Origin of the sequence: Streptomyces sp. NPDC021224, from assembly GCF_044332905.1 — a bacterium.
Lineage (GTDB): Bacteria > Actinomycetota > Actinomycetes > Streptomycetales > Streptomycetaceae > Actinacidiphila.
In genome coordinates this window covers 1-26120 of record NZ_JBIRPW010000003.1, presented here as the reverse complement: position 1 = coordinate 26120, position 26120 = coordinate 1, and the positions used below count along the sequence as shown (strand labels likewise).

Here is a 26120-nt window from a genome sequence, read left to right as displayed (position 1 = left end):
AGGCTAGGAAGTGGCAGCCGCCGGGTCTTGTACGTTCTTGCGCTCGCGCTGGTAGGCCCCCGGCGGCACGCCGACGATCCGCGTGAAGTGGCGGTTGAGGTGCGGCTGGTCGGTGAAGCCGACGGCGGACGCGGCCGCGGCGGGGGCGACACCGGCGTCAAGCAGCCGGCGGGCGGCCCTGACCCGTTCCCCGGTCAGCCAGGCGTGCGGTGGAAGTCCGTAGGCGGATCTGAAGGCCCGCAGCAGGGCGAAGGGGCTGGTCCCGAACTCGGCGGCGAGCGCTTCCAGGCCCGGCGGGTCCGGGAGGCGGCTGAGCAGCATCTCGCGGGCGCGGGCGGCGACGGTCCGGCCTCCGTCCGCGCCGCCGCGTACGGCCCCGGGAGCCGAGCCGTGCCGGGAGAGGAGCCGGGCGAGCAGCACGCGCAGGCAGGTGTCCGCCGCGAGCGCGTTGTCGCGCTCCGCGGCCGAGTGCACGTCGGCGATCATCCGGGCGGTGCCGGGGTCGTGCAGCACGGTCGTGGTGAAGGAGGGGGTGCCCTGCGGCAGCGACAGTTCCGCGGCCACCGCCGAGACCACCTGCGGCGCCGGGTAGAGGACGCGGTAGGCCCAGCCCTCCTCGGTCCCCGCGTACGCGGAGTGCGGGGTCTCGGGATTGATGAGGACGACACCTCCGGCCCCGGCACGCTCGGCCCCGCCGGGCAGGCCGATGCCCTCGACGCCGCTGGTGACCGCTGCGAGCACGAAACCGTCGTGCGCGTGGCGGGGAAAGGTGTGCCGGATGTAGCGGGCGCGCAGCAGGTCCACGCCGGGCAGCGCGGGGTGCTCCCAGTGCCTGGCCTGCTCGCCTCGCGTCATGAGGCCATTGTGACGTGCCCGCGCCAGGGGTTATCCACAGCTCGGGCGTCGTGCCCGGCGAGGTGTCGGTGCTGCGAGGCAGGATGGTGGCATGTCCGATCACCGCAGTCTCGACGCCTTCTCACCGGCCACCCGCGCGTGGTTCACCGGTGCGTTCAGCGAGCCCACCCCGGCGCAGGCCGGGGCGTGGACCGCCATCGCCGGGGGCTCCGACGTGCTGGTGGTCGCGCCCACGGGCTCCGGCAAGACACTCGCCGCCTTCCTCGCCGCGCTGGACCGGCTCGCCGCCACTCCCCCGCCGGCCGAGGCGCGCAAGCGCTGCCGGGTGCTCTACGTCTCGCCGCTGAAGGCTCTCGCGGTGGACGTCGAGCGCAATCTGCGCAGTCCCCTCGCGGGTCTGCGCCAGGAATCGGTGCGCCTCGGGCTCCCCGAGCCCGAGGTGCGGGTGGGGATCCGTTCGGGCGACACTCCGCCGGCGGAGCGGCGCGCGCTGGCCACCCGGCCGCCGGACATCCTCATCACCACGCCGGAGTCGCTGTTCCTGATGCTCACCTCCGCGGCGCGCGAGGCGCTGAGCGGGGTGGAGACGGTGATCCTGGACGAGGTGCACGCGGTCGCGGGCACGAAGCGCGGCGCTCACCTGGCCCTGTCCCTGGAGCGTCTTGACCAGCTGCTGGACCGCCCCGCCCGGCGGATCGGCCTGTCGGCGACCGTCCGCCCGGTGGACGAGATCGCCCGCTACCTGTCGCCGCAGCGCAGGGTGTCGATCGTCCAGCCGGCCTCGCGCAAGGAGTTCGCCCTCTCGGTGGTGGTGCCGGTGGAGGATCTGGCCGAGCTGGGCGGTTCGCCGGTCGCCGATGCCGCGGAGCACACCGGTCCGGCCGCGGGCCCGGCCGAGCGCCCGTCGATCTGGCCGCACGTGGAGGAGCGGATCGCCGATCTGGTCCAGGCCCACCGTTCGACGATCGTCTTCGCCAATTCGCGGCGGCTCGCGGAAAGGCTCTGCAACCGGCTCAACGAGATCGGCCACGAGCGGGCCGAGGGCGCCCCGCTCCCGGAGAATCCGTCGCCTGCCGAGATCATGGCCCAGTCCGGTGCCGCCCGCGGTGCGCCGCCGGTGCTCGCTCGCGCCCACCACGGATCGGTCTCCAAGGAGCAGCGGGCACTGGTCGAGGAGGACCTGAAGGCGGGCCGGCTGCCCGCGGTCGTCGCCACGTCCAGTCTGGAACTGGGCATCGACATGGGCGCGGTCGATCTGGTCGTACAGGTGGAGTCGCCGCCGTCCGTCGCCTCCGGACTCCAACGGGTCGGCCGCGCCGGACACCAGGTGGGCGCGGTGTCGAAGGGCGTGGTCTTCCCCAAGTACCGCGGTGACCTGGTGCAGTCCGCCGTGGTCACCGAGCGGATGCGGGAGGGGGCCATCGAGTCGCTGCGCGTCCCGTCCAACCCGCTGGACGTGCTGGCCCAGCAGATCGTCGCGATGACGGCGCTGGACACCTGGGACGTCGACGAGCTGCTGGCCGTGGTCCGGCGTGCGGCACCCTTCGCCTCCCTGCCCCACTCGGCGTACGTGGCGGTCCTCGACATGCTCGCCGGCCGCTACCCGTCCGACGCCTTCGCGGAACTGCGCCCGCGGCTGGTGTGGGACCGGGTGGCGAACACGCTGACCGGCCGCCCCGGGGCGCAACGGCTCGCCGTCACCTCCGGCGGCACGATCCCGGACCGCGGCCTGTTCGGGGTGTTCCTCGCGGGCTCCGACCCGAAGAAGGGCGGTGGCAGGGTCGGCGAGCTGGACGAGGAGATGGTCTACGAGTCCAGGGTCGGGGACGTCTTCACGCTGGGCACCACCTCCTGGCGGATCGAGGATATCACCCGGGACCGGGTCCTGGTGTCCCCGGCACCGGGAGTGCCGGGGAGGCTGCCCTTCTGGAAGGGGGACCAGCTCGGCCGGCCGCTCGAACTGGGCCGGGCGCTGGGCGCGTGGCTGCGCGAGGTGGGAGCGCTCGCCGAGGGCCCGGCACGTGAGCGGCTGACGGAGGCGGGCCTCGACACCTGGGCGGCGGACAACGTGCTGGCGTATCTCGCCGAACAGCGCCAGGCCTGCGGCCACGTGCCGGACGACCGGACGATCGTGGTCGAGCGCTTCCGCGACGAGCTGGGCGACTGGCGGGTGATCGTCCACTCCCCCTTCGGCGCGCAGGTCCACGCGCCTTGGGCGCTGGCGCTCGGGGCGCGGCTCCAGGAGAAGTACGGCCTGGACGTCCAGGCCATGCACGCCGACGACGGCATCGTGCTGCGGCTGCCGGACGCCGACCTGATGGGCCTGGATCTGCTGGACGTGGCGCCTGCCCGGCCCGGCGCCGAATTCGATCCCGAGCAGTCGCCCGTGGGCGCCGCCGACGTCGTCTTCGACAAGGGCGAGGTCGAACAGCTCGTGACGGACCAGGTCGGCGGATCGGCGCTGTTCGCCTCCCGTTTCCGGGAGTGCGCCGCACGCGCCCTGCTGCTTCCGCGCCGCAGCCCCGGCAAGCGGACCCCGCTGTGGCAGCAGCGGCAGCGGGCGTCGCAGCTGCTGGCGGTCGCCTCGGAGTTCGGGTCGTTCCCGATCGTGCTGGAGGCGGTGCGCGAGTGCCTGCAGGACGTCTTCGACGTACCCGGGCTCGTGGAGCTGATGGGCGACATCGAGGCCCGCCGGGTGCGGCTGGTCGAGGTCACGACCGGTGAACCCTCGCCCTTCGCCAGGTCGCTGCTGTTCGGCTACGTGGCGCAGTTCCTCTACGAAGGCGATTCGCCGCTGGCGGAGCGGCGGGCGGCGGCGCTCTCGCTGGATTCGCGGCTGCTCGCCGAACTGCTGGGCCAGGCCGAGCTGCGGGAGCTGCTCGACGCCGACGTGATGGCCGAGCTGGACCGCGAGTTGCAGTGGCTGACGGACGAGCGCCGGGTCAAGGACGCCGAGGGCGTGGCGGACCTGCTGCGGCTGCTCGGTCCGCTGACCTGGCCCGAGCTGGCCGCCAGGGGCGCCGAACCGGCCTGGGCGCACGACCTGGAATCCGCCAGGCGCGCCATCCGGGTACGGATCGCCGGAGTCGAGCACTGGGCGGCGGTCGAGGACGCCGGGCGGCTGCGGGACGCGCTCGGCACGGCCCTGCCGGTGGGCGTACCGGTGGCCTTCACCGAGCCGGTCAAGGATCCGCTGGGCGACCTGACGGCCCGCTACGCGCGCACGCACGGACCGTTCACCACGGCGGAGGCGGCAGCTCGGTTCGGGCTCGGGGCGGCCGTCGCGGACGGCGTGCTGCAGCGGCTGGCCGCGGCGGGCCGGGTGGTGCAGGGCGAGTTCCGCCCCGGCGGCGCGGGCCAGGAGTGGTGCGACGCGGCGGTGCTGCGCCGACTGCGCCGCAGGTCGCTCGCGGCGCTGCGGCAGGAGCTGGAGCCCGTTCCGCCCGCGACGCTGGGCGTCTTCCTGCCGCAGTGGCAGCACGTCGGCACCCACAGCCTGCGCGGCATGGACGGCCTGGCCCGGGCGGTCGAGCAGTTGCAGGGTGCGGCCGTACCCGCTTCCGCCCTGGAGAAGCTGGTCCTGCCCTCGCGCGTCAGCGGCTACACACCGGCGATGCTGGACGAGCTGACGGCCTCCGGGGAGATCCTCTGGGCGGGAGCGGGGGCGCTGCCCGGCAAGGACGGCTGGATCGCCCTCTACCCGGCCGACAGCGCCCCGCTGCTGCTGCCCCCGCCGCAGCCGCTGGAGCCGAGCCCCCTGCAGCATGCGGTGCTGGCGGCGCTGTCCGGCGGCTACGGGCTGTTCTTCCGGCAGATCGCCGACCACGTGCGCGCCGCGGGTCTTGAGGTGACCGAGCCGGAGCTGGCCGACGCGATCTGGGAGCTGGCCTGGTCGGGCCGGCTCACCAACGACACCCTCGCCCCGCTGCGGGCGCTGCTCGGTTCCGGGCGGACGGCCGGGGCGACCGCACACCGTGCGCCCCGGTCGGTCCCACGCGGCAGGTACAGCTCGCTCGCCGGGCGGGCGGCGCCCCGCGCCACGGCGTCGCGCAACGGCCCGCCCACGACAGCGGGCCGCTGGTCCCTGGTCCCCGCGCCCGAGCAGGATCCGACGCTGCGCGCGCACGCCCTGACGCACGCGCTGCTCGACCGGCACGGCGTCGTGACCAGGGGCGCGGTCGCGGCCGAGGGCGTGGAGGGCGGCTTCTCCGCGGCATACCGGGTGCTGGCGGCGCTGGAGGAGACGGGGCACGCCAGGCGCGGCTACGTGGTGGAGGGGCTGGGGGCTGCGCAGTTCGCGATGGAAGGAGCGGTGGACAGGCTGCGCGCGCTGAGCACGGTGCGTGAGCGCGCGGAGGAGGGTTCCGGCCATTCCCGCACGGTGGTGCTGGCGGCGGCGGATCCGGCGAATCCGTACGGTGCCGCTCTCCCCTGGCCCGAGCAGCCGCCGGGCGTCAGTCACCGGCCGGGCCGCAAGGCGGGTTCCCTGGTGGTGCTCACCGACGGGGAGCTGGCGCTCTACGTGGAGCGGGGCGGCAAGACGCTGCTGGCCTGGCCCGTGGACGAGATACGGGTGCAGGCCGCTGCCGACGCCCTGGCCCTCGCGGTGCGGGAGGGGGCGCTGGGCAAGCTCACGGTGGAGCGCACCAACGGCGAGCCCGCCCTGACCTCGCCTCTGGGCCGGGCTCTGGAGGCGGCCGGCTTCCACGCCACTCCCCGCGGGCTGCGCCTGCGGGACGGTTCCTAGCCCCGGACCCGCCGCCGGGCGGCCGGGCGCAGACCCCCGTCCGCCGGGCCCGCCGGTCCGGAGCCGCACGGCGGTACGGCCGCCGGTCGCCGGGTGGCCGCCGTAGGACCGGCGGTGCAGCACAGGACGTCGGGCGGCGCGGCCGGGCGGTCGCACAGCCGGGCGGTCGCGTGGGCGAGGCTCCGGGCCGCCGGACGAGGTGACCGGCACGGCATCGACGCGGTGACCGGCACGGCATCATGGAGGGGTGCCTGAAGGAGACACGGTCTGGCTGACCGCCCACCGGTTGCATGCCGCGCTGGCAGGGCACCCGCTGGTGCGCGCGGATCTGCGGGTGCCGCAGCTGGCCACCGTCGATCTGGCGGGGCGCCGCGTCCTGGAGGTCGTACCGCGCGGCAAGCACCTGATGACCCGGCTGGACGGCGACGCGACGCTGCACTCGCATCTGCGGATGGACGGCGCCTGGCACCTCTACGCGCCGGGTGAGCGCTGGCGGGGTGGGGCCGAGCACCAGGTGCGGGCTGTGCTGGAGACGGCGGAGCGGACGGCCGTCGGCTACCGGCTGCCGGTGCTGGCGCTGCTGGCCACCGCGGACGAGTCGCAGGTCGTGGGCCATCTGGGGCCGGATCTGCTCGGTCCTGGGTGGGATCCGGCGGAGGCGTTGCGGCGGCTGGCCGCGGAGCCGGAGCGGCCGGTGGGTGAGGCACTGCTGGACCAGCGCAATCTTGCCGGGATCGGCAACGTCTACGTGGCCGAGCTGTGCTTTCTGCGCGGGGTGACGCCGTGGACCCCGTTCGGGGAGGTACCGGGGCCGGAGAAGCTGGTGCTGCTGGCGAAGCGGCTGCTGGAGGCGAACAAGGCGCGCCCCGGCCATGTGACGACCGGGGACGCCCGGCGGGGCCGTACGCACTGGGTCTACGGCCGGGCGCACCGCCCGTGCCTGCGCTGCGGCACCCCCGTGCGCGGTGGCGAGCACGGGCCCGCCGACCAGCGGCGGGTGGCGTACTGGTGCCCGAAGTGCCAGCGCGGTCCCGTGCCCGGCGACGCGCCCTGAGGCCCGGACCGAGACCGGACCTCACCTGCGCCGCGCCGTCAGGCCTGCTCACCTGCGCCGGGCGCGGCCCGCGAGCGGTCGCCCCGGGAACGGGCGGCGCGGGTACGGCGGACGTGCGCGGGCACCGCGTGCAGCGGTATGAGGCCGAGGCCCCAGCCCCCCGCAGCGACCGCGCTCAGCCAGGGCAGCACCGGGGCCCGCCCTGCGGCGAGCCCCAGCACCGCCCCCCACCACAGCACTCCGCCGATCAGCCCGATCACACAGCGCAGCCGCCGCCTGCCGCGCGGGCACCTGTCCGAGGGGGAACCACCGGGCAGCGCCCCCGCAGGAGCGCCGACCGGCGAAAGAACGGCGGCGGCGGACGGCGGAGCAGGGAATTCCGGGAGTGCTCGAAGCGGTCGCATGGCCGCCTCCTTCCGACCCCGAGTGGACCCCGAGTACGCGAGCCCCCGATTCCCCGAGTCGATTCCCCGAGTCCGCGGGACACGGCCGCCCGTCGCAGCCGCCCGCGGTACGGGCCCGGCCGGACCTCCCGCAGGGGGCACCGACGGGTGACGGGCGCGGTCAGGAGCTGTTCTCGGCCTGGAACATCCAGTGGAACTTCTCCAGGTCCGCGGTGAGGCCGATGAGCAGGTCCTGGCTGACCGGGTCCGGGTCGGCGGTCACCTCGATGCGCTGGCGCATCCGCGTGATGACGGCGTGCAGCGCCGCCACCATGATCTCGACGACCTCGGTGTCCTTGACCCAGCCGTTGGTGACCGCGTCGATGCCGCTGGTCTTGGCGATCGTTCCGGCCCTGCCGTCCGCCGAGACACCGATCGCCGAGGCCCGCTCGGCCACGGTGTCGGAATGGGCGCGTGCGCTGTCCACCACCTCGTCGAGCTGGAGGTGGATGGAGCGGAAGCGCGGTCCCACCACGTTCCAGTGCACCTGCTTGGCCACCAGCGACAGGTCGAGGAGGTCGACCAGCGCGCCTTGGAGGGAATCCCCGACGACCTTGCGGTCCTGTTCGGACAGCGGACTCTTCACGACACTCATGCGGTTCTCCCAGCGGATGAACACGAAAGGGACGCCGTCGAATCCGGATCGGACCGGATTCGACCGCTTTCTGGTCCTCTCCGCCTACCCTGCCCTGCGTTTCCGAACACGGCAAAGGCAGATCCGCCGCCGGGCAGCTGCCCGGCGGCGGATCTGAGGAATACGAGGCCGACGTGACGCCGCCCTCCGGCCCGGAGGACGGGGTGACGGCCTCAGGCCGCGACGACGTCCACGGCCTCGGCGGACTTCTTCGGCGCCTTGATGGTGATCCGCTCGTCCGGCGTGGACGTGACGGAAGTGACCGACGTGACGGTACCGAGCAGCGGCCGCATGGGGGCGGTGGCGGACTCGGACGCCGCGGACTGCGCCAGCTCGGCGAGCGACAGATCGTCGCTGACCTCGCGCATCACTTCCGACATCGGGACGTCCAGAGCCTCGCAGATCGCGGAGAGCAGTTCGGAGGACGCCTCCTTCTGCCCCCGCTCGACCTCCGACAGATAGCCGAGCGAGACCCGGGCGGACGAGGAGACCTCACGCAGGGTGCGGCCCTGACGCTGGCGCTGCCGACGCAGCACGTCACCCAGCAGGCGACGGAGCAGAATCATCGGTGGCTCCCTCCTCGGATCGCGGTACCGCATCCTTCTCGCCCCACCGTACCGCCTCAGGCACTGGCCGTGCGGGGCGCGAAGTCGTGTTCACTCAGGGCTGCAAACATCGTCTCTCCCGCTCTTCTTCCCTTCCTGGGGCCGCCGAACGCACACCGGGCCGGTTATTCCGAGGACTTCCGCAGTGTCTCGGCCAGCAGATCGAGGACGGCCGCGACCGATGCGCGGCGGATCGCGGCGCGGTCCCCGGTGAGCCGCAGCGGAGCGACCTCGGCAGTCCCGTCCGGTCCGGCGACGGCCACGAACACAGTGCCCACCGGCTGCCCGTCCTGCGGGTCCGGCCCGGCGACCCCGGTGGTGGCGGCGCCCCAGTCCGCGCCGAGCAGGCGCCGTACGCCCTCGGCCATCTCCCGCGCGACCTGGGCGTCCACCGCGCCCCGCGCGGCGAGCAGTGTTCCGTCCACGCCCAGCAGCTGCTGCTTGAGGGGCGTCGCGTACGCCGTGACCGAGCCGCGGAAGCTCCGGGAGGCGCCTGCCACGCCCGTCAGCGCCGCGGCCAGCAGGCCCCCGGTCAGCGACTCCGCCACCGCGAGGGTCCGGCCCCGCTCCTCCAGGAGCCGCAGCACCTCCTCGGCCGTACCGGTCATCCGTCGTCCCCCGGCCGGTCCGCGGCCTCCGCGGAACCCGTACCGCCCGCCTCGGCCGTCCCGGCGGCGCCCGCGCCCGGTCCCGCCGCCGACTCCGCCGTACCGGGGTCCGTCGCGGCCACCGCCAGGCGTGCCGCCCGCTCGGCCGCGAGGCCCGCGCGCCGCAGGACGACGGCCTGCCGCACGTAGTCCAGTCCCGTCACGACGGTGAGCACCACCGCGGCGCCCATCAGCCATGCCCGCAGGCTGGCCAGCGGGCCGGTGAGCACCAGGATGTACATCCCCACGGCGACGCCCTGCGTGAGCGTCTTGAGCTTGCCGCCGCGGCTCGCCGGGATCACCCCGTGCCGGATCACCCAGAAGCGCATCAGCGTGATGCCCAGCTCCCGGAAGAGGATCACGGCGGTCACCCACCAGGGCAGGTCGCCGAGTGCCGACAGGCCGATGAGGGCGGCGCCCATGATGGCCTTGTCGGCGATCGGGTCGGCGATCTTGCCGAAGTCGGTGACCAGACCGTAGCGCCGGGCGAGCTCGCCGTCGAAGAGGTCGGTGATCATGGCGACGGCGAACGCCGCCCAGGCGAAGGAGCGCCACGCGGGGTCGTCGCCGCCGTCGTGCACGAGCAGCAGCACGAAGCCCGGCACGAGCACCAGCCGGGTCATCGTCAGCAGGTTGGCGATGTTCCACAGCCCCGCCTTGGCCACGGGCACACCGTCCGCGGCCGGGACGAGCAGTTCCTCGGGTGCCACCGTGGCCCCCGCCCGGCCCGCCCCGACGGCGGAGGCCCCGCCCGCGGCGGACGACGAGGAGGAGGGCGGTGTGGAGGCCGCCGGCGCGGGCGCTCCGCTCATCTGCCCACCGCCGCGCCCAGCGGCTCGGCCACCAGGTCGACGCCCTGCGACCCGGTGACCTTGGCCGTCACGAAGTCACCGAGCCGGATCCGCCCGCCGCCGGCGGCGGGGACGAGCAGGACCTGCCCGTCCGTCTCCGGCGCCTGGTGGTCGGCCCGCCCGGTGATCTCGCCGGTCTCCTCGTCCACGGCCTCGACGAGCACCTGGACGGTGTCCCCGACGCGCTCCTCGGCGCGCTGCGCGGTCAGCTCCTCGGCGAGCCGGGAGACGCGGGCCAGCCGGGCGGCGACCACGTCCTCGTCGAGCTTGCCGTCGAAGCCGGCGGCCTCGGTGCCCTCCTCGTCGGAGTAGCCGAACACGCCGATCGCGTCCAGGCGCGCGGCGCCGAGGAAGCGTTCCAGCTCGGCGAGGTCTTCCTCGCTCTCGCCGGGGAAACCGACGATGAAGTTGGACCGCACACCCGCCTGCGGCGCCTTGGCGCGGATGGTGGCGAGCAGGTCGAGGAAGCGCTCGGTGTCGCCGAAGCGCCGCATCGCGCGCAGCACGCCGGGGGCGGAGTGCTGGAAGGACAGGTCGAAGTAGGGCACCACGCCGGGCGTGGAGGTCAGTACGTCGATGAGCCCGGGGCGCAGCTCGGCAGGCTGGAGGTAGCTGACCCGGACGCGTTCGACGCCCTCGACCGCGGCGAGTTCCGGCAGCAGCGTCTCCAGCAGGCGGATGTCGCCCAGGTCCTTGCCGTACGAGGTGTTGTTCTCGCTCACCAGCATGACCTCGCGGACGCCCTCGCCCGCGAGCCAGCGGGTCTCGCCGAGGACGTCGGAGGGGCGGCGGGAGATGAACGAGCCGCGGAAGGACGGGATCGCGCAGAAGGTGCAGCGGCGGTCGCAGCCGGAGGCGAGCTTCACCGAGGCGACCGGTCCCGAGTCGAGCCGGCGCCGCAGCGGCGGGCGCGGCCCGGAGGCGGGGGCGACACCGGCGGGGAGGTCGGCGAGGTCCGCGGAGGGGCCGTCGGCGGCCTCCGCGATACCGCCGTCCGGGTGACCCTCTTGCGAGTGACCCGGCAGCGCCACGGTTGACGACTGGCGCTCGGCGGGACTGATCGGCAGCAGCTTGCGCCGGTCGCGCGGAGTGTGCGGGGCGTGGACGCCGCCGCCCAGGATGGTGCGCAGCCGGTCGGAGATGTCGGCGTAGTCGTCGAAGCCGAGGACGCCGTCTGCTTCGGGCAGCGCGTCGGCCAGCTCCTTGCCGTAGCGTTCCGCCATGCAGCCGACGGCGACGACGGCCTGGGTGCGGCCGTGCTCCTTGAGGTCGTTGGCTTCCAGCAGGGCGTCGACGGAGTCCTTCTTGGCAGCCTCGACGAAGCCGCAGGTGTTGACGACCGCCACGTCGGCGTCCGCGGCGTCCTCGACGAGCCGCCAGCCGTCCGCCGCCAGCCGTCCGGCGAGCTCTTCCGAGTCCACTTCGTTACGGGCGCATCCGAGCGTGACAAGGGCGACGGTACGGGGTTCGGGCATGCACTCAGACTACCCGCTGCCCTGTCGGACCCCTCCCGCCTCGTCGGTTACGGCCGGATCCCTTCCCCGGCACCGTACGGGCCCGGCGCGAGCGCCGCGGAAGCTCCCGACCTGCACCGGACCCGCGACCCGGCGTGCGCCGGACACCGGGGGGGCGCCGTACCCGCGGGTACGGCGGCACGTGTCGGCGGCGGTCAGCCCTGGGTCGGGTCGCCGGGGGTGTAGGTGAGCCGGACCACCTGGCCGCTGTCACCGGCCGGGCCGAGGTCCTTGCCGTTGACGAAGAGCTGCACCGCTCCGGCGTTGCCGACGATCAGCTTGATCTTCTTGTCGTCGGTGAAGGTCTGCGAGTCGCCCTTGAGGAGCGAGCCCTGGTAGAGCCGCTTGCCGTTGTGGTCGGTGGCCTGCACCCAGCTGGCGCCGTCCTCCGCGGTGATCTTGACGGTGACCTTGCCGGGGGGCGCCGCGGCGATGGCGCTGCCGGTCGGGTCGGGCGAGGGCGGCATGGTGCCCTGCGTCGTCTGCACGCTGGGGGTGGTGCTGGTACTGCTCGGGGTCGGCGGCGCGGGGTCGGCCTTGGGGGTCTTGCCGTCGTTTCCGCCGGTGAAGGCGGTGTAGCCGACGAAGCCGATCACGGCGACGATCGCGGCGACCATGGCGGCGGTCCAGTTGGGCCGGCGCGGCTCGGACTTGATGCGCTCGTTGGAGTAGACCGGGGCGACCGGGGTCGGCACGACCTCGGTGCCGTGCTCCGCCGCGTACTGCGCGATCAGCGGCTCGGGGTCGAGTCCCACGGCGCGGGCCAGCGTACGGATGTGGCCGCGGGCGTAGACGTCACCGCCGCAGCGCGAGAAGTCGTCCTGCTCGATCGACTGCACGATGGGGACGCGCACCCGGGTGACGGTGCTGACCTCGTCGACGGACAGTCCGGCGGCGATTCGGGCCTGGGCGAGGGCGTGACCGACCGAAGGCCGGTCTTCGGTGGGCGGGTTGCCGAGGGACACGAGGGCGCCTTTCGAACGTGCAGCCGCTGGGGGATCAGTCTAAGAGGGTGCCGAAACCGCGGGGCAAGCGGGCGGCGAAAATGTGTACGCCATCAGGATGCCGCCTTCCCTGCCGAAGTTGACGTACGAACAGATCAAACGGTTGCCCGAAGAATCCGATCGGTTTTCCGCCGCCACCGCGTGTCGCGGCGGGCCGCCGCCCGCGGACCACAGGTCCGCGGTGGCGCCTGCCCCGACCGTCCGGTCAGGCCCCGCCGCGGATCTCGGCCAGGACCCCGTCCAGTTCGTCCGCCTTCACCATCACGTCGCGCGCCTTCGACCCCTCGCTGGGACCGACGATGCCGCGCGACTCCATCAGGTCCATGAGCCTGCCCGCCTTGGCGAAGCCCACACGCAGCTTTCGCTGCAACATCGACGTCGAGCCGAACTGCGTGGAGACCACCAGCTCCGCGGCCTGGCACAGAAGGTCCAGGTCGTCGCCGATCTCCTCGTCGATCTCCTTCTTCGGCCCGCTGCCGACGGTGACGTCCGTACGGTAGGTCGGGGTGAGCTGCCCCTTGCAGTGGTCGACGACCTTGGCGACCTCGTCCTCGGTGACGAAGGCGCCCTGCATCCGGATCGGCTTGTTCGCGCCCATCGGCAGGAACAGGCTGTCACCCTTTCCGATCAGCTTCTCGGCACCGGGCTGGTCCAGGATGACCCGGCTGTCGGCGAGCGACGACGTCGCGAACGCCAGCCTCGAGGGCACGTTCGCCTTGATCAGCCCCGTCACGACGTCGACGCTGGGCCGCTGGGTGGCGAGCACCAGGTGGATGCCCGCCGCCCGGGCCAGCTGCGTGATCCGGACGATCGAGTCCTCGACGTCGCGCGGCGCGACCATCATCAGATCGGCCAGCTCGTCCACGATCACCAGCAGGTACGGGTACGGCGACAGCTCCCGCTCGCTGCCCTCCGGGGTCTTGGCGCGCCCCGAGCGCACGGCGGCGTTGAAGTCGTCGATGTGCCGGAAGCCGAACGCCGCCAGGTCGTCGTAGCGCAGGTCCATCTCGCGCACCACCCACTGCAGAGCCTCGGCGGCCCGCTTGGGGTTGGTGATGATCGGCGTGACCAGGTGCGGAATGCCCTCGTAGGCGGTCAGCTCGACGCGCTTGGGGTCGACCAGCACCATGCGCACCTCGTCCGGCGTCGCACGCGCCAGGACCGAGGTGATCAGGCAGTTGATGCACGAGGACTTGCCGGAGCCGGTCGCACCGGCCACCAGCACGTGCGGCATCTTCGCGAGGTTGGCCATCACATAGCCGCCCTCGACGTCCTTGCCGAGCGCCACCGTCATCGGATGGTCCTCACCCGCGGCGTCGGCCGAGCGCAGCACGTCGCCGAGGTTGACCATCTCGCGGTCGCTGTTCGGGATCTCGATGCCGACCGCGGACTTGCCGGGGATCGGGCTGATGATCCGCACATCGGGGCTGGCGACGGAGTAGGCGATGTTCTTGGCCAGCGCGGTGATCCGCTCGACCTTGACCGCCGCGCCCAGCTCCACCTCGTAACGGGTGACCGTCGGCCCGCGGGTGAAGCCGGTCACCACCGCGTCGACCTTGAACTCCTTGAAGACCTGGGTGAGCGCCGCCACCACCGCGTCGTTGGCGGCGCTGCGGGTACGGCCGGGGCCGCCGCGCTCCAGCAGGTCGAGCGACGGCAGCGCGTACGTGATGTCGCCGGAGAGCTGGAGCTGCTCGGCGCGCGGCGGCAGCGGCTCGCCCGCCTCGGCGCTCTGCTTGGTCAGGTCGGGCACGCCGTCCGAGCCGGTGTCCTCCTGCGCGCGGGCGGCGGGTACCGGCTTGCGCAGGTTGCTGGTCAGGTCGGCCACCAGCGGCGACGGCTGCAGGCCGTGCAGCACCGCGCCGTCCAGCGCAGCGGCCGCGGCGGCGGCCACGTCGACCGCGTCCGGCGCGTCCCCCTGCGCGGCGGGCAGCTCCTCGCTGCGGCGGCGCGGCCTGCGACGCGGCCGGGGCTCGTCCGCGGGCGGCTCGGCGGGCAGTCCCGCGGCCGGATCGGCGGACGTGTCGGCGCCCTCGCTCTCCATGTCGTACGGCTCGTCCCGCTTGGCCGCCCGCCGGGGCAGCCGGCGCACCGGCGACAGATCCTCGGGCTCGGCCGCGCCGGCCGCCTCGTCCTCGTCGAAGAACTCCTCCAGCGGTACGGCCTCGGGGTCCGGCGGCGCCGCGTACAGGCCGACCCTGGCGCCGGCGGCCCGCAGCCGCCGCGGCACGGCGTGCACCGGGGTGGCGGTGACGACGAGCAGCCCGAAGACGGTGACCAGCAGCAGCAGCGGCGCCGCCAGGAAACCGCCGACGGTGTAGACGAGCGGCGAGGCGGCGGCCCAGCCGATCAGGCCGCCGGCGTCGCGCAGCGCGGTGGCCCCGTCGCTCCGGGCGGGCGAGCCGCAGGCCACGTGGATCAGCCCGAGGATGCCGATGGCGAGGGCGGACAGGCCGATCACGATCCGGCCGTTGGCCTCGGGCTGCTCCGGGTGCCGCATGAGGCGTACCGCGACCGCGCCGAGCATGAGCGGCACCAGCAGGTCCAGCCGTCCGAAGGCGCCGGTGACCAGCAGCTCTACCAGGTCGCCGACGGGGCCGCGCAGATTCGACCAGGTCCCTGCGGCGACCACCAGGGTGAGACCCAGCAGCAGCAGGCCCAGGCCGTCCTTGCGGTGCGCGGGGTCGAGTCCGCGGGCACCGCGCCCTATGCTCCGGAAGATCGCGCCGACCGCGTGGGCGAGGCCCAGCCACAGCGCGCGGAACATCCGCAGGATGCCGCTGGTCGGCGACGGCGCCGGTTTCGGCGCGGGCTTGGGCGCCGCTGCCGCCTTCTTGGCGGGCGGTTTCGCGGCGCTCTTGGCCGCGGTCTTCTTCGCGGCGGGCTTCTTGGCCGCAGGCTTCGCCGGGGCTTTCTTGGCGGTGCCGGACGTACGTGAGGCCATGGTGCCGAGGTTACCGCCCTTGTGATCGGTGAACACGTGCCCCTGCGGATACGCCCGTTCGTGTCGGACGGTTCCCGCGGCCCCGTTGACCCGGCGTCAACCTCCGTTGCCACAGGGCCCCGGCGGCGCCGACGGCGCTACTCGCCGCCGGCGGACTGCCGTACGATCCCGCCGCCGCTGCCCGGGTCGAGCGCGTCCAGCGCGCGGCGCAGGCCGGTCAGCTTGCGCTCCAGGTGGGCCGCGGTGGCCACCGCGGCCGCGTCCGAGGACTCGCCCAGCTGCTTGCCCAGCGCCTCGGCCTGCTCCTCGACGGCGGCCAGCCGCGCGGACAGCTCGGCGAGCAGACCCGCGGGCTCCTTCGAGCCGTCCGAGCCCGTACCCGAGGGCGCGCCCTGCTCCAGTTGCAGCCGCAGCAGCGCGGCCTGCTCGCGCAGCTGGCAGTTCTTCATGTACAGGTCGACGAACACCGACACCTTGGCCCGCAGCACCCACGGGTCGAAGGGCTTCGAGATGTAGTCGACCGCGCCCGCCGCGTAACCCCGGAAGGTGTGGTGCGGGCCGTGGTTGATCGCGGTCAGGAAGATGATCGGGATGTCCCGTGTCCGCTCCCGCCGCTTGATGTGCGCCGCCGTCTCGAAGCCGTCCATGCCCGGCATCTGCACGTCGAGCAGGATCACCGCGAAATCATCGGTGAGCAGCGCTTTGAGCGCTTCCTCCCCGGACGATGCCCTGACCAGAGTCTGATCGAGCGCCGAGAGAATCGCCTCCAGCGCCAGCAGGTTCTCCGGCCGGTCATCGACCAGGAGGATCTTGGCCTTCTGCACCATGGCCCGCCCTCCTCGCCCCGGCATCACACCGGTCGCCGCCCCCAGGGACGACTCCGTCGCGCCGCCCGTCCTTGTGCCGGTCATGGTAGCCGCACCCCGCCGTTCGCCACACCCTGTCACCGTCACGTCACTCACCACGCACCGAAAACGCGGGCGGAGACGAGAAGGTTCCCTCATCCTCGCGCCCTCACACGTGTGAGGGACCCTCCGGTCGGAAAAAATTCAACTTTCTTGCTCAGCGTGAGTGCATCCACTGTTCCATGAGGCTGAGCAGGTGGTCGGTGTCCACCGGTTTCGCGACATAGTCCGAAGCTCCCGACTCGATGCTCTTCTCCCGGTCGCCCTTCATCGCCTTGGCCGTCAGCGCGATGATCGGCAGCCCGGCGAACTGCGGCATCTTGCGGATCGCCGTGGTCGTGGCGTATCCGTCCATCTCCGGCATCATGATGTCCATCAGCACGATCGCGATGTCGTCGTGCTGTTCCAGCACCTCGATGCCCTCACGGCCGTTCTCGGCATAGAGCACCGTCAGCCCGTGCTGCTCCAGGACGCTGGTGAGCGCGAAGACGTTGCGGATGTCGTCGTCGACGATGAGCACCTTCTCACCGTGGAATCCGCCGGTGAAGCGCGACTCCCCCGGCTCGCCGTGCTCCGCCCACTGCCCGGAAGCCGTCTCCTCGCCGCTCTCCACCGCGGCGGCGGGCTGCGCGGCCTGCAGGGCCGAGCGGCGGCGCAGCCGGGCCAGGCTGCTGCCGGGGCTGCGGGTACGGCCGCCCGCGGCGCCCTCCTGGTCGCCGGCGCCGGCCGGCAGCTGCGGGGTCGCCTGCGGGATGTCGGCGTCCCGGCCCAGGCTCAGCGGGAGGTACAGCGTGAAGGTCGAGCCGCGGCCCGGCTGGCTGTCGGCGTGGATCTCGCCGCCGAGCAGCCGGGCGATCTCGCGGCTGATCGACAGGCCCAGGCCCGTACCGCCGTACTTGCGGCTGGTCGTGCCGTCCGCCTGCTTGAACGCCTCGAAGATCACCCGCATCTTGCCGGCCGCGATGCCGATACCGGTGTCGGTGACCGAGAAGGCGATGAGCGGCTGGTCGGGGCTGCGCAGCGTGCCCGCCTCCAGCAGCTGCTCGCGGATCGACTGCGGCACCTCGCTGCCGGCCGGCCTGATCACCAGCTCCACCGAGCCGCTGTCGGTGAACTTGACCGCGTTCGACAGCAGGTTGCGCAGCACCTGCAGCAGCCGCTGCTCGTCGGTGTGCAGCGTCACCGGCAGCTCCGGCGAGACCCGCACCGAGAAGTCCAGGCCCTTCTCCGCCGTGAGCGGCCGGAAGGTGGCCTCCACGTAGTCGACGAGCTGCACCAGGGCGATACGTGTCGGCGAGACGTCCATCTTGCCCGCCTCGACCTTCGACAGGTCCAGGATGTCGTTGATCAGCTGCAGCAGGTCCGAACCGGCGCTGTGGATCGTCTCGGCAAATTCGACCTGCTTGGGCGACAGATTGCCGTCGCCGTTGTCGGCGAGCAGTTTCGCCAGGATGAGCAGCGAGTTCAGCGGGGTGCGCAGTTCGTGCGACATGTTGGCGAGGAATTCGGACTTGTAGCGCATCGAGACCGCGAGCTGTTCCGCCCGCTCCTCCAGGACCTGCCGGGCCTCTTCGATCTCGGTGTTCTTGACCTCGATGTCGCGGTTCTGCCGGGCCAGGAGTTCGGCCTTCTCCTCCAGTTCCGCGTTGGAGAGCTGCAGCGCGCGCTGCCGGTTCTCCAGTTCGCCCGACCGTTCCTGCAACTGCTCGGTCAGTTCCTGCGACTGCTTGAGCAGATACTCGGTCTTGGTGTTGACACTGATCGTGTTGACACTGATGGCGATGATGTCGGTGATCTGGTTGAGGAAGTCCTTCTGGATCTCCGTGAGCGGCTGGAAAGCCGCCAGTTCGATGACGCCGAGCACCCGGCCCTCGAACAGCACCGGCAGCACGATCACATGCGCCGGCGGTGCCTCGCCGAGCCCCGAGGTGATCTTCAGATAACCCGGCGGGACGTTCTCGATGAGAATCGGCCGCTTCTCCACCGCGGCCTGCCCGATGAGCCCCTCGCCGGGCAGGAAGACCGTCGACATGGCGCGGCGCGAGAATCCGTAGCTGCCGCGCAGCCGCAGCTCGTACTCCTCGCCGACCTCCGTGGTGTCCTCGGCGAGGTAGAAGGCGCCGTGCTGGGCGGAGACGACCGGTGTCAGCTCGCTCATGATCAGGGCGGCCACGTCGCCGAGGTCGCGGCGGCCCTGCATGAGGCCGGAGATACGGGCCAGGTTGCCCTTGAGCCAGTCCTGCTCCTTGTTGGCCAGCGTGGTCTCGCGCAGGCGCACGATCATCGTGTTGATGTAGTCCTGGAGCTCCAGGATCTCGCCCGCCGCGTCCACGTCGATGCGCAGGTTGAGGTCGCCGCGGGTCACCGCGGTGGCGACCTGGGCGATGTTGCGGACCTGGCTGGTCAGGTTGTTGGCCATCAGGTTCACCGACTCGGTGAGGTCCTTCCAGATGCCCGATACCCCGGGCACCCGGGCCTGGCCGCCGAGCCGTCCTTCCGTACCCACCTCGCGCGCGACCCGCGTGACCTCGTCACCGAAGGCGGAGAGCTGGCCGACCATCGTGTTGATGGTCGTCTTGAGCTCCAGGATCTCGCCGCGCGCGTCCACGTCGATCTTCTTGGACAGGTCGCCGCGCGCGACCGCCGTCGTCACCTGCGCGATCTGCCGCACCTGGCCCGTCAGGTTCGACGCCATGCCGTTGACGGACTCCGTCAGGTCCTTCCACGTCCCCGCGACGCCCGGGACGCGCGCCTGGCCGCCCAGGATGCCCTCGGTGCCCACCTCGCGGGCCACCCGGGTCACCTCGTCACCGAACGCCGACAGCGTGTCCACCATCGTGTTGATGGTCTCGGCGAGCTGCGCGACCTCGCCGCGCGCCTCGACGGTGATCTTCTTGGTCAGGTCTCCGTTGGCGACCGCGGTGGCCACCGAGGAGATCGACCGCACCTGGCCGGTCAGGTTGTTCGCCATCAGGTTGACGTTGTCGGTCAGGTCCTTCCAGATGCCCGACGCGTCCCGCACCCGGGCCTGGCCGCCGAGCTGGCCCTCGGTGCCGACCTCGCGGGCCACCCGGGTCACCTCGTCGCCGAACGCCGACAGCGTGTCCACCATGGTGTTCACCGTCGTGACCAGCGCGAGGATCTCGCCCTTGGCGTCGACGGTGATCTTCCGCGACAGGTCGCCCTGGGCGACCGCGTTGGTGACGTCGGCGATGTTGCGGACCTGGCTGGTCAGGTTGTTCGCCATGAAGTTGACGGACTGGGTCAGGTCCTTCCACGTCCCGCTGACGCCCTTGACCTCGGCCTGGCCGCCGAGGATGCCCTCGGTGCCCACCTCGCGCGCCACCCGCGTGACCTGCTCGGCGAAGGACGACAGCTGGTCCACCATCGTGTTGAGGGTGTTCTTCAGCTCCAGGATCTCGCCGCGCGCGTCCACGTCGATCTTCTGCGACAGGTCACCGCGGGCGACCGCGGTGGCGACCTGGGCGATGTTGCGGACCTGGGCCGTCAGGTTGCCGGCCATGAAGTTCACCGAGTCGGTGAGGTCGCGCCACACGCCGGCCACGCCCGGCACCTGTGCCTGACCGCCCAGCCGCCCGTCGGTGCCCACCTCGCGCGCCACCCGCGTGACCTGCTCGGCGAAGGACGACAGCTGGTCCACCATCGTGTTGATGGTGTTCTTCAGCTCCAGGATCTCGCCACGCGCGTCCACGTCGATCTTCTGCGACAGGTCACCGCGCGCCACCGCCGTCGTGACCTGGGCGATCTGCCGCACCTGAGAGGTCAGGTTGCCGGCCATGAAGTTGACGGAGTCGGTCAGGTCCTTCCACGTGCCGCTGACCCCGTCCACGCGGGCCTGGCCGCCGAGGCGCCCCTCCGTGCCCACGTCGGTGGCCATCCGCGTCACCTGGGCGGCGAACGAGCCGAGCTGGTCCACCATGCGGTTCACGGTGTTCTTCAGCTCCAGCATCTCGCCGGAGACGTCCACCGTGACCTTCTGCGACAGATCGCCGTTGGCGACCGCCGTCGTGACCTGGGCGATGTTGCGGACCTGCCCGGTCAGGTTGCGGAAGGCGGTGTTGACCGAATCCGTCAGGTCCTTCCACGTCCCCGCCGCACCCGGCACCTGCGCCTGACCGCCGAGGATGCCCTCGACGCCGACCTCGCGGGCCACCCGCGTCACCTCGGCGCCGAACGCCGACAGCTGGTCGACCATGGTGTTGACGGTGTTCTTCAGCTCCAGCATCTCGCCGGAGACGTCCACCGTGACCTTCTGCGACAGGTCACCGCCCGCGACCGCGGTCGTCACCTGCGCGATGTCCCGCACCTGGGCCGTCAGGTTGCGGAAAGCGGTGTTGACCGAATCGGTCAGGTCCTTCCACGTCCCCGCCGCACCCGGCACCTGCGCCTGACCGCCGAGCTGGCCCTCCGCGCCGATCTCCCCGGCGACGCGGGTGACCTCGTCGGCGAAGGTGCGCAGCGTCTCGGTCATCGCGTTGATCGTCTCGGCCAGCTGGGCGACCTCGCCGCGCGCGCCGATGGTGATCTTCTGCGTCAGGTCGCCGTTCGCGACCGCGGTCGTCACCTGCGCGATGTCGCGGACCTGGGCCGTCAGGTTGCCGGCCATCAGGTTCACCGAATCGGTGAGGTCCTTCCACACACCGGCCACGCCCGGCACCTGCGCCTGGCCGCCCAGCTCGCCCTCGGTGCCGACCTCGCGCGCGACCCGCGTCACCTCGGAGGAGAAGGACGAGAGCTGGTCCACCATCGTGTTGACGGTGTTCTTCAGCTCCAGCATCTCGCCGTCGACATGCACGGTCACCTTGCGTGACAGGTCACCCTTGAACACCGCGTTCGTCACGGTGGCGATGTCGCGCAGCTGCGCCGTCAGGCGGTACGCCATGGTGTTGACGGAGTCCGTCAGGTCCTTCCAGGACCCGGCCACCCCGCGCACCTTCGCCTGGCCGCCGAGCTTGCCCTCGGTGCCCACCTCACGGGCGACCCGGGTCACCTCGTCGGTGAAGGCCGACAGCTGGTCCACCAGGCCGTTGACGGTGCGGCCGACCTTCAGGAACTCGCCGCGCAGCGGGTGCCCGGTCCCGTCGGCGTTCTGCGCCCGCAGGTCCATGCGCTGTTCCAGGTCGCCCTCGGCCACCGCCGACAGCACCCGGCCCACCTCGGAGACGGGCCGCACCAGGTCGTCCACCAGCGCGTTCGACGCCTCGATCGCGGCCGCCCAGGCACCCTCGCAGGCCCCCGTCTCCAGCCGCTCGGTGAGTTTGCCCTCCCGGCCGACCACGCGGCGCACCCGGGCCAGCTCCCCGGTGAGGTGCTGGTTACGGTCGGCGACCTCGTTGAAGACGGCGGCCACCTCGGCCATCACCCCGTCGCCGGTCACCGTCAGCCGGCGGCGGAAGTTGCCGTCCCGCATCGCCGACAGCGCGGAGAGCAGCTTGGAGAGCGCGGCCGCGTCGACCTCTACGGTCCCGCCGGCCCGGGAACGCCCGTTCTTCGTACGCGTGACCGCGCCCCGCGCCGATGCGCCAGACTCCACCGTGTCCCTCCTGGAGGGTCGATCGACCTGCATGTACCCGAGTTGGGCCCCTCCAGTCTTCCACTTTCGTCTGCCGGGCCCGCAACATCCGGAGTAACCCGTGCGCAACAGAAGCGTTGACGCTAGGAGCCGTCGCCCCCCGTACACGCGGGTGCACGCCCCGCGTACGCCCCCCATCCGGCGCGGAACGTTCCGGTTTGACCACCCACGGGACGGCCGGAGCGCGACGCACTAGCCTTGCCTGATGGCAGGACGACGCGGCGTGCGCAGTCGGGCGACCGTACCCGGCACCCGCCCGCGGCGTCCGCGGGAGACCACCGAATCCGTCATGAGGAGATCCGTGATCACGGCTCGGGCAACGGCCAGCTTCGAACCGGTCGGCAGGTCCGTCGCCGTGGCCAGGGCGTTCGTACGCGACACACTGCACGGCTGGGGCTTCGCCGACGTGGTGGACGACGCCGTCGTCCTGACCAGCGAACTCGTGACCAACGCCGTCGTCCACGCGGGCACCGCCGCCGACGTACGCTGCCTGCGCTACGAGACAGCCGTACGCGTCGAGGTCGCCGACCACTACCCGGAACGCGAGGTGCCGCTCCAGGGACGCGGCCGCCCGCACCGCGACCCCGACCACGAAGGCGGTCGCGGACTGCTGCTGTGCGCCGCCCTCGCCAGCCGCTGGGGCGTGGAGTACACGGCCGCGGGCAAGCACGTCTGGTTCCAGCTCGACCTGCCCGAACGCCCCGCGGGGACGCGCTCGGCCGGCCCGCTGCTGGCCACCGCCGACCTCCCCGAGGCCGACGAGCGGGTCCGGGTGGCCGTCGTCCAGATCGACCGGCAGGGCGCCGTCACCCGCTGGAACGACGACGCGGCCGAGCTCTTCGGCCACCCCGCCGCCGACGTCGTCGGCAAGTCCCTCGCCGACCTCACCGCCTGGCCGCAGACCCCCGGCACCGGCCTCGGCCTCGCCGAGGCCCTCCAGCTCTCCCGCTGGGAAGGAACCTACGGGCTGCGCAACGGCGCCGGCCGCGTCGTGCCCGTCTACGGCTCGCACCTGCGCATCCGCGACAGCGCGGGCGAGCCCTCCACGGTGTGCCTGCTGGTGCGGGCCGAGGAGCGCGCGATCCTGGAGACACCCGCCCGCGGCTCCGCACCCTCCGAGCCCGGCCTGGTGCAGCGCGGCAAGAGCACCGACGCCTTCGAGGTCTTCATCGGCTCCCCCGCCCCCGACGACCTCGACGGCCTGCTCCAGCGCACCGTGGAACGCGCCCGCGACATGCTCGACGGTGACGCCGCTTACCTGCTGCTCGCCACCGACGACGAGACCGAACTCGAAGTCCGCGCCTCCACCGGTCTGCCCTCGGCCCGCCAGCGCTTCGCCCGCGTCCCCGTCGAGGCAGGGACCGGCCGCTACGGCAGCGCCCGCATGCCCGCCGTCCACGAGGACCTCACCGCCGTCCCCGGCGCCGTGCCCCTGCTGTCGGGGACGGGCATGCGCTCCGTCGTCACCGTGCCGCTCAAGGTCGAGGGCCGCCTCACCGGTTCGCTCGGCGTGGCCGCGGAGGCCCCGGGCCGCTACTCCAACCAGGAGGCGCTGCGGCTCCAGTTCGCCGCCGACCGCATCGCGCTGGCCGTCGAGAGCGCCCGGCTGACCGAACTGGAGCGGCTCCGCCGCGGCTCGCTGTCCTTCCTCGTCGAGGCCTCCGACCTGCTCGCCGGAACGCTGGAGCGCGACCAGACGCTGGCGCTCATGGCGCAGATGACCGTGCCCACGCTCGCCAGCTGGTGCGCCGTTTACACCATCGCCGAGCAGTCCGAACCGGAACTCGCCTTCGTCCTGCACGAGGACGAGGACCGCATCGACGGCATCAAGGCCCTGCTCTCCCAGGTCCGCCCGCCGGACCCCGACCCCACCCCCGGTGCCCGCGTCTGGACCGCGCCCTCCGACGCCGCCCACTCCAGCGCCCTGCGCGCCTCGCTGCGCAGCCTCGGCGTCGGCCCCAGCGGCGCGGCGACCCTCCCCGGCCGCCCGGTCAGCGCACCCGGTGTCGCCCTCGCCACGGCGGCCGCCGTCGGCGGCGAGACGGTCGTCCTGCCGCTGGTCGCCCGCAACCGCGTCATCGGCATGCTGACGCTCGGCAAACCCACTGACGAGCGCTTCCGCCAGGAGATCCTGGAACTGGCCGAGGATCTCTCCCGACGGGCCGCCCTCGCCCTGGACAACGCCCGCCTCTACAGCGAGCGCACCGCCATCAGCCAGGCCCTCCAGCGCAGCCTCCTTCCGCCGGAACTCCCGCGCGTCCCCGGTGTCGAGGTCGAGGTGGTCTACCGCGCCGCGGGCGAGGGCAACGAGGTCGGCGGCGACTTCTACGACCTCTTCCCCATCCGCGACGGCTGCTGGGGCTTCGCCATCGGCGACGTCTGCGGCACCGGCCCGGAAGCCGCCGCCGTCACGGGCCTGGCCCGGCACGCCCTGCGGCTCCTCGCCCGCGAGGGCTTCGGCGGCCCCGCCGTCCTGGAACGCCTCAACGCCGCCATCCTCGACGAAGGCGCCCGCAGCCGCTTCCTGACCCTCCTCTACGGCGAGCTGTGGCCGCAGCACGACGGCAGTGCGGTGCTGCGCATGGTCTGCGCGGGCCACCCGCTCCCGCTACGTCTGCGCCCCGACGGCTCGGTGGAACCCGCCGCCGAACCCCAGCCGCTGCTGGGCGTCATGGACGACCTGGAACTCGTCGAGCAGTCCGTGACCCTCGACCCGGGCGACGTCCTGCTGTGCGTCACGGACGGCGTGACCGAACGCCGCGAGGGCACCCGGATGCTCGGCGACGACGGCCTCGCGGACGTGCTCGCCACCTGCACCGGCCTCACCGCGGGCGCCGTCGCCGCCCGCATCCAGCGCGCGGTCGAACGCTTCGCCGCCGACGCCCCGTCCGACGACATGGCCATCCTGGCGATGCGCGTCCCGGCCCTCCCGCAGGACTGACCGCCGGGCGCTCCCAGTCCCCGGACAGCAGGAAGGCCTCCCGCTCGCAGCGGGAGGCCTTTCCTTGTCAGAGCCCCAATACGGAATCGAACCGTAGACCTTCTCCTTACCATGGAGACGCTCTACCGACTGAGCTATTGGGGCGCGTCGACGGGAAGATCGTAGCCCATGAACGGCTGTGCGGGAAACTCAGCCGTCCGCCCCGGACCCGGGCGTCTCCGACCGCCCGGCGGACCGGATCACATGAGCCCACCGAGCGCGTTGCAGGTGTCCGCGATGTGCGTCAACTCCCGCTGTGTGATGCCGGAATGCACCGGCAGCGACAGGGAATCGGCCGCCACCCGCTCGGTCTGGGGCAGCATGTCTCCCGACCGGTGCGCCGGCATCCGGTGCACGGGTACGGGCACACTCACCGTCGCCCGGACCCCACGCGCCGCCAGGGCGGCCGCGAAGGCGTCCCGGTCGGGCCGCCCGTTGCCCGGAACACGCACGGTGTAGCGGTGGTAGAGGTGGTGCGCCCCCGGCGCGGTGTAGGGCACGACCACGCCCTTCAACGCCGAGTCCAGGAACCGCGCGTGCGCCCGCCGCCGCGCCACCGCCCCTGCGTCGTCGGCGATTTCGCCCTCCTCCACGAGGGCCAGCGCCCGCCGCTCGGCCAGCTCCGTCAGCTCCGCCATGGGCGCCGGGTGTCCGAAGACGTGCACGGGCACGATGGCGGCGGTCCGGGACGTCAGACCGGCCTCGACCGCCTGTGGGTCGAGGCAGAACGTCCGCGGGTCTATGTCGGCGAAGACCGGTACGGCGCCGGCCAGCCGTACGGCATCGGCAGGCGCACCGGGCCCGAAGGACGGCACGATGACCTCGTCTCCGCCGCCTATGCCGAGTCCCACCAGCACGTCGCGCAGCGCGGCGGCCGTCGTGTCCGAAGCGATCCTGTGCCGCCGTCCGGCAGTCGTCATCTGCTGCACGTCTCCACACCTCCGCCAGTTCGGGACGTTCAGCGTCCTGGCGTGACGTGAACACCGGGTGACGGGCAACGAAAAAGGCCCCGGCCCACGAGACAAAGCTCGGGGCCGGGGCCTTCATCAATATTTGTTCGGCGGTGTCCTACTCTCCCACAGGGTCCCCCCTGCAGTACCATCGGCGCTGAAAGGCTTAGCTTCCGGGTTCGGAATGTAACCGGGCGTTTCCCTAACGCTATGACCACCGAAACACCATGAAACACACACCACAACCCACGGGATGAACCCGTACAGGGGATTGTGATGGCTGGTTGTTTCAGAACCACACAGTGGACGCGAGCAACTGAGGACAAGCCCTCGGCCTATTAGTACCGGTCAGCTCCACCCCTTACAGGGCTTCCACATCCGGCCTATCAACCCA

15 protein-coding genes, 1 tRNA gene and 2 rRNA genes are annotated in these 26120 nt (G+C 72.5%); 3 read left to right on the top strand and 15 right to left on the bottom strand.

The window, feature by feature from the left end:
• Positions 1-3: 3 nt before the first annotated feature.
• Complete coding sequence (locus ACH4PY_RS08780; protein ID WP_398177706.1) at positions 4-855, bottom strand: AraC family transcriptional regulator; 852 nt, start codon at positions 853-855, stop codon at positions 4-6.
• Between the two features lie 91 nt (positions 856-946).
• Here ACH4PY_RS08780 and ACH4PY_RS08775 point away from each other — a divergent pair, with 91 nt between their 5' ends.
• Positions 947-5602: an ATP-dependent helicase gene (locus ACH4PY_RS08775; RefSeq protein WP_398177703.1), complete on the top strand. Its 4656-nt coding sequence runs from the start codon at positions 947-949 to the stop codon at positions 5600-5602.
• Between the two features lie 247 nt (positions 5603-5849).
• Positions 5850-6656 carry a DNA-formamidopyrimidine glycosylase family protein gene (locus tag ACH4PY_RS08770; RefSeq protein WP_398177700.1) on the top strand — a complete coding sequence of 269 codons (807 nt, stop codon included), beginning with the start codon at positions 5850-5852 and terminating at the stop codon, positions 6654-6656.
• A 38-nt stretch (positions 6657-6694) separates the two neighbouring features.
• On the opposite strand, the gene ACH4PY_RS08765 is transcribed toward ACH4PY_RS08770, so the two are convergent.
• From ACH4PY_RS08765 to ACH4PY_RS08720, 10 genes are all read right to left on the bottom strand, one after another.
• A complete protein-coding gene (locus ACH4PY_RS08765) occupies positions 6695-7060 on the bottom strand; it encodes a hypothetical protein (protein WP_398177697.1) in 366 nt (121 codons plus the stop codon).
• Positions 7061-7220: 160 nt separating this feature from the next.
• On the bottom strand, positions 7221-7694 hold the full coding sequence (locus ACH4PY_RS08760; protein ID WP_398177694.1) for a Dps family protein: 474 nt from the start codon (positions 7692-7694) through the stop codon (positions 7221-7223).
• Between the two features lie 212 nt (positions 7695-7906).
• Entirely contained in the window at positions 7907-8299 is a 393-nt protein-coding gene (locus ACH4PY_RS08755) for a helix-turn-helix domain-containing protein (protein WP_398177691.1), read from the bottom strand.
• A gap of 164 nt (positions 8300-8463) precedes the next feature.
• Positions 8464-8946, bottom strand: coding sequence for a CinA family protein (locus ACH4PY_RS08750; RefSeq protein WP_398177689.1), 483 nt, complete (start codon positions 8944-8946; stop codon positions 8464-8466).
• Entirely contained in the window at positions 8943-9797 is an 855-nt protein-coding gene (pgsA, locus tag ACH4PY_RS08745) for a CDP-diacylglycerol--glycerol-3-phosphate 3-phosphatidyltransferase (protein ID WP_398177686.1), read from the bottom strand. Before pgsA ends, ACH4PY_RS08750 begins: the two co-directional genes overlap by 4 nt.
• Positions 9794-11311 carry a 30S ribosomal protein S12 methylthiotransferase RimO gene (gene rimO / locus ACH4PY_RS08740; protein ID WP_398177683.1) on the bottom strand — a complete coding sequence of 506 codons (1518 nt, stop codon included), beginning with the start codon at positions 11309-11311 and terminating at the stop codon, positions 9794-9796. The genes pgsA and rimO overlap by 4 nt, the downstream gene beginning before the upstream one ends.
• Before the next feature lie 194 nt (positions 11312-11505).
• Positions 11506-12315, bottom strand: a complete 810-nt coding sequence (locus ACH4PY_RS08735) for a helix-turn-helix domain-containing protein (protein ID WP_398177681.1) — start codon at positions 12313-12315, stop codon at positions 11506-11508.
• A gap of 244 nt (positions 12316-12559) precedes the next feature.
• Positions 12560-15298 carry a DNA translocase FtsK gene (locus ACH4PY_RS08730; protein ID WP_398177678.1) on the bottom strand — a complete coding sequence of 913 codons (2739 nt, stop codon included), beginning with the start codon at positions 15296-15298 and terminating at the stop codon, positions 12560-12562.
• Between the two features lie 137 nt (positions 15299-15435).
• Complete coding sequence (locus ACH4PY_RS08725; protein WP_398177675.1) at positions 15436-16125, bottom strand: two-component system response regulator; 690 nt, start codon at positions 16123-16125, stop codon at positions 15436-15438.
• 235 nt (positions 16126-16360) lie between these two features.
• Positions 16361-21757 (bottom strand): HAMP domain-containing protein, encoded by a 5397-nt coding sequence (locus ACH4PY_RS08720; RefSeq protein WP_398177672.1) that lies wholly within the window; start codon positions 21755-21757, stop codon positions 16361-16363.
• Positions 21758-22097: 340 nt separating this feature from the next.
• Between ACH4PY_RS08720 and ACH4PY_RS08715 the strand changes: the two genes are divergently transcribed.
• On the top strand, positions 22098-24737 hold the full coding sequence (locus ACH4PY_RS08715) for a SpoIIE family protein phosphatase (protein WP_398177669.1): 2640 nt from the start codon (positions 22098-22100) through the stop codon (positions 24735-24737).
• 71 nt (positions 24738-24808) lie between these two features.
• On the opposite strand, the gene ACH4PY_RS08710 is transcribed toward ACH4PY_RS08715, so the two are convergent.
• The 4 genes from ACH4PY_RS08710 to ACH4PY_RS08695 all read right to left on the bottom strand — a co-directional run.
• Positions 24809-24881: transfer RNA gene (locus ACH4PY_RS08710), tRNA-Thr, on the bottom strand.
• Between the two features lie 95 nt (positions 24882-24976).
• Positions 24977-25696 carry a DegT/DnrJ/EryC1/StrS family aminotransferase gene (locus ACH4PY_RS08705; protein ID WP_398179249.1) on the bottom strand — a complete coding sequence of 240 codons (720 nt, stop codon included), beginning with the start codon at positions 25694-25696 and terminating at the stop codon, positions 24977-24979.
• Between the two features lie 135 nt (positions 25697-25831).
• Positions 25832-25948, bottom strand: a 5S ribosomal RNA gene (rrf, locus tag ACH4PY_RS08700).
• 96 nt (positions 25949-26044) lie between these two features.
• Positions 26045-26120, bottom strand: a 23S ribosomal RNA gene (locus tag ACH4PY_RS08695); the annotation flags it as partial.